At 72.0% G+C, this 3830-nt stretch carries 4 protein-coding genes and 1 pseudogene; all 5 read right to left on the reverse strand.

The features are described 5' to 3' along the window. Positions 1 to 369, reverse strand: a pseudogene (locus tag PSR1_RS22275) (translation initiation factor IF-2 N-terminal domain-containing protein); the annotation flags it as partial. A gap of 11 nt (positions 370 to 380) precedes the next feature. Further along, on the reverse strand, positions 381 to 644 hold the full coding sequence (locus PSR1_RS22280; RefSeq protein WP_059439512.1) for a YlxR family protein: 264 nt from the start codon (positions 642 to 644) through the stop codon (positions 381 to 383). Then, positions 641 to 2314: a transcription termination factor NusA gene (nusA, locus tag PSR1_RS22285; RefSeq protein ID WP_059439513.1), complete on the reverse strand. Its 1674-nt coding sequence runs from the start codon at positions 2312 to 2314 to the stop codon at positions 641 to 643. The genes PSR1_RS22280 and nusA overlap by 4 nt, the downstream gene beginning before the upstream one ends. Before the next feature lie 3 nt (positions 2315 to 2317). Continuing rightward, a complete protein-coding gene (rimP, locus tag PSR1_RS22290; protein ID WP_059439514.1) occupies positions 2318 to 2833 on the reverse strand; it encodes a ribosome maturation factor RimP in 516 nt (171 codons plus the stop codon). 223 nt (positions 2834 to 3056) lie between these two features. Next, entirely contained in the window at positions 3057 to 3797 is a 741-nt protein-coding gene (locus PSR1_RS22295; protein WP_059439515.1) for a TlyA family RNA methyltransferase, read from the reverse strand. Positions 3798 to 3830: the final 33 nt, after the last annotated feature.

Genomic DNA, 3830 nt, shown 5'->3' on the forward strand with positions numbered 1-3830 from the left:
CGCGGCCTCGTAGCCCTGCTCGGCCTGCTGCGGCTCCGCGTACTGCGGCTCCGCGTACTGCGGCTCCGCGTACTCCGGCTCGGCCGGCGGCGGGGCCGCGGGGGCGGTGACGGTGGGCGGCTCGACGTGGGCGCGCTTGCGCACCACGAAGCCCGGGCCCGCCGGGCGCACCGGCGCCGGCTTCGGCTTCCGCTCGGCCAGGATCTTCTCGTAGGCCGCGTGGGCCTGATCGTCCTCGAGGGACGACGAGTGGCTCTTCACCTCGAGGTAGCCGAGCGCATGGAGCTTCTCGACGAGCTCCTGGTTGGAGAGCTCGATGCCCTGCTCCTTCAGCTGCTTCCCGAGCTCGTGGACCCGCTTCTTGGACATTGCGTAGACTCCTAATCCTTACGGGCACTTCCCGTCAACTCGACCCGGAGCGTCTCGGCGTCCGCGCGGACGCCCTCGGCCCTGAGGGCCCGGGCGAAGGCGCGCCGCTTCGCCGCCCGCTCGAGGCAGGGAGGAGCGGCGTGGAGCCAGGCTCCCCGTCCGCCGCGCTGCTCGCGATCCACCGTCACGCGATCTCCCATCACCTTGAGCCGCACCAGCTCGCGCTGGGGCGCCTTCGCGCCGCAGCCGATGCAGGTGCGGACGGGCTCGTTCAAGCGCCCGCGCCCTCCGCGCCGGACTGCCGGGCCTTCTCCGCGTCGAGCTCGGCGCGGAGCTTGGCCTCCTCCTCCAGGTACACGCCCACGGCGTGCTTGATCTGGCGGGCCTTCTTGATGCCGAGCCCGGTGGAGTCGGCGAAGCGGTTCACGTCCGCCTCGTTGTGCACCGTCTCGACGGTGGGGTAGCCGGCCAGCTTCATCTGCTCGATGGTCTTCTCGCCCACCCCGCGGACGCGCGCGAAGCGCTCCTCCTGCGTGAGCGTGTCGGGGTGGCGGCGCGCCTCGGCGATCCGGGCCGCCTCGCGCTCCTGCTCCAGCCGCATCTCCTTCTCGGCGTCCTCGATGGACTGCTCCCGGGCCCGCTTCTGCAGGTCGGGGATCATGTCCATGGTGAAGCCGGGGAACTGCGTGAGCATCTCGGGCGCGGCGTTGGCGACGTCCTGCGCCTTCCGGAACCCGTGCGCGTACAGCATCTCCTGCGTCTGCTCGGGGATGCCGATGGCGCCGAAGCTCTCGGTCGCGAACTCGCGCATCTCCTTCACGCGCGACTCGGAGTTGATGTCGAGCTTCCAGCCGGTCACCTGCGAGGCGAGCCGCACGTTCTGGCCGCGGCGGCCGATCGCCAGCGAGAGCTGGTCGTCCGGGACGATGATCTCCATGGCGCGGTTCTGCTCGTCGAGCAGCACGCGGGAGACCTCGGCCGGCGCCAGGGCGTTGCACACGAAGCGGGCCGGATCCTCGTCCCAGGGGACGATGTCGATCTTCTCGCCGCGGAGCTCCTGGACCACCGCCTGGACGCGGCTGCCCTTCATGCCCACGCAGGCGCCCACCGGGTCCACGTCGGAGTCGCGCGAGCTGACCGCGATCTTGGCGCGGCCGCCCGGCTCGCGGGCGGCGGCCTCGATCACCACCACGCCCTCGGCGATCTCCGGGACCTCCATCTCGAACAGCTTCTTCAGCAGCTCGACCGAGGCGCGGGACAGGATGATCTGCGGCCCCTTCGACTCGCGCAGCACGTCCATCACGAACGCCTGGATGCGGTCGCCGGCGCGGTAGCTCTCGCGCGGCACCTGCTCGCGCACCGGCAGCACCGCCTCGGCGCGGCCCAGGTCCACGATGACGTTGCCGCGCTCGAAGCGGCGGACGATGCCGGTGATGACCTCGCCCTTGCGGTCCTTGTACTCGTTGAAGACGTTCTCGCGCTCGGCGTTGCGGGTGCCCTGGATCATCACCTGCTTCGCGGTCTGCGCGGCGATGCGGCCGAACGACCGGCGGTAGGTCTTCAGCTTGAGCAGGTCGCCCCACTGCTCGTCCTGCGCGCGGGCCTCGGCCTCGTCCTCGGCGCGGTAGTAGATGGGGAAGTCGAGCTCGTCGCCCGGCTCCACGTCGATGCCCTTCTCGTGCGCCACCGCGACCGGGACCATGTTCACGGGGTCGGCGAGCGGCGCCTCCTCGGTGGGATCCGGCACGATGGTGAGGACCTGGAACAGATCCACCTGCCCCTTCTCCTCGTCGTAGCGGGCCTTGAGGTTGCGCTCGAGGCCGAAGTGGCGCTTGGCCGCGCTGCCGATGGCCTCCTCGAGGATCTCGATCAGCTTGGCGCGATCGATCCCCTTGTCCTTGGCGACCTGGTCGAGGATGAGGTTCAGGTTGACGTTCTGCTGCATGGATCAGTCCTTCCTTCGGAGGTCGCCCTCGACGTCGTACTCGAGGTTGGCCTTCGCGATCTGGTCGTGCGGGACGCGGTGCAGGACGCCGTCCACGTCGAGCTCGACGGCGCCGTCGCGGAAGCCCTTCAGCACGCCGGTCCAGTGCTTCCGGGCGGGCGAGCCGGGCGCGGTCCCGGCGACGGGGCCGTACGCCTTCACGTGCACGCGCTGGCCCGCGTAGCGGTCGAAGTCCCTGGGCTTGCGCAGGGGGCGGTCGAGCCCGGGCGAGGAGACCTCGAGGTCGTAGGCCGGCTCGATGACGTCGGCCACGTCGAGGATCGGCTCCACCGTCTTCGAGACCGCCTGGCAGTCGTCGATCCCGACGCCGCCGGCCTTGTCGATGAACACCCGGAGCGTCCACCGGCCTGCGAGCCGCGCCCACTCCACCTCGACGAGCTCGTAGCCGTCGCGCTCCAGCACCGGCTCGAGCAGGCTCCGCACCTGCTCCGCGATGGACTGTTCACCGATGCCCGTCATGGACCCCTGAAAAAAGAAAAAGTGGGCGACCGCGGCCCACTTTCGGAACCCGGCGGAACCCGGGCGCGAAAATGTCGGCGTGTAGGTAGCAGAAGGAACGCGAAGCGTCAAGGCGCGACGGGGCCTGCGCGGCGCCGGAACGCCTGCGCGGCAGGCCGCTCGCGCGAGGCCCCGGCGGAGCGTCGCGCGCCGGGGCGCAGCCCCTCCGAGGCGGCGGACGCCCTCAGGGAAGCCGCAGCGCGAGGAGCCACTCGCGGTTGCCGGCCGGCCCCTCGATGGGCGACTCGGCGTGGCCCAGCACCTCGAACCCGAGCTCGACGGCGGCCGCGGCGATCCCGTCCAGCGCCGCGCGCCGCTTGGCGTCGTCGCGCACCACGCCGCCCTTGCCCACCTCGCCCTTCCCCACCTCGAACTGCGGCTTCACGAGCAGCACCGCCTGGCCGCCCGGGCGGAGGATCGCCTTCACCGCCGGGAGGACGAGGCGCAGCGAGATGAAGGACAGGTCCCCGACCACCAGCTCGACGCGCTCGCCCAGCGCCTCGGCCGTGAGCTGCCGCGCGTTCTCGCGCTCGCGCACCACCACCCGCGCGTCGGCGCGCAGCCGCGGGTGGAGCTGCCCGTAGCCCACGTCGACGGCGTACACCTTCGCGGCGCCGCGCTGGAGGAGCAGGTCGGTGAAGCCGCCGGTGGAGGCGCCCAGGTCGGCGCAGGTCCGGCCGCGCGGGTCCACCGGGAAGACGTCGAGCGCCTTCTCCAGCTTGAGCGCGCCGCGCGAGACGTAGCGCTGCGGCGCAGCCCCGTCCTTCAGCCGGATGGGCGCCTCCGGGTCCACGAGCTGCCCGGGCTTGTCCACCCGCGCCTCGCCGACCACCACGGCGCCGGCCATCACCAGCGCCTGCGCGCGCGTGCGCGACTCGGCCAGGCCGCGCGCGACCAGCAACTGATCGATGCGTTCTCTCTTCACGGGGCTGCGCCCCGCCCCACGGAGCGGAGCTCC

Origin of the sequence: Anaeromyxobacter sp. PSR-1 (genome assembly GCF_000964525.1) — a bacterium.
Classification (GTDB): Bacteria; Myxococcota; Myxococcia; order Myxococcales; family Anaeromyxobacteraceae; genus Anaeromyxobacter.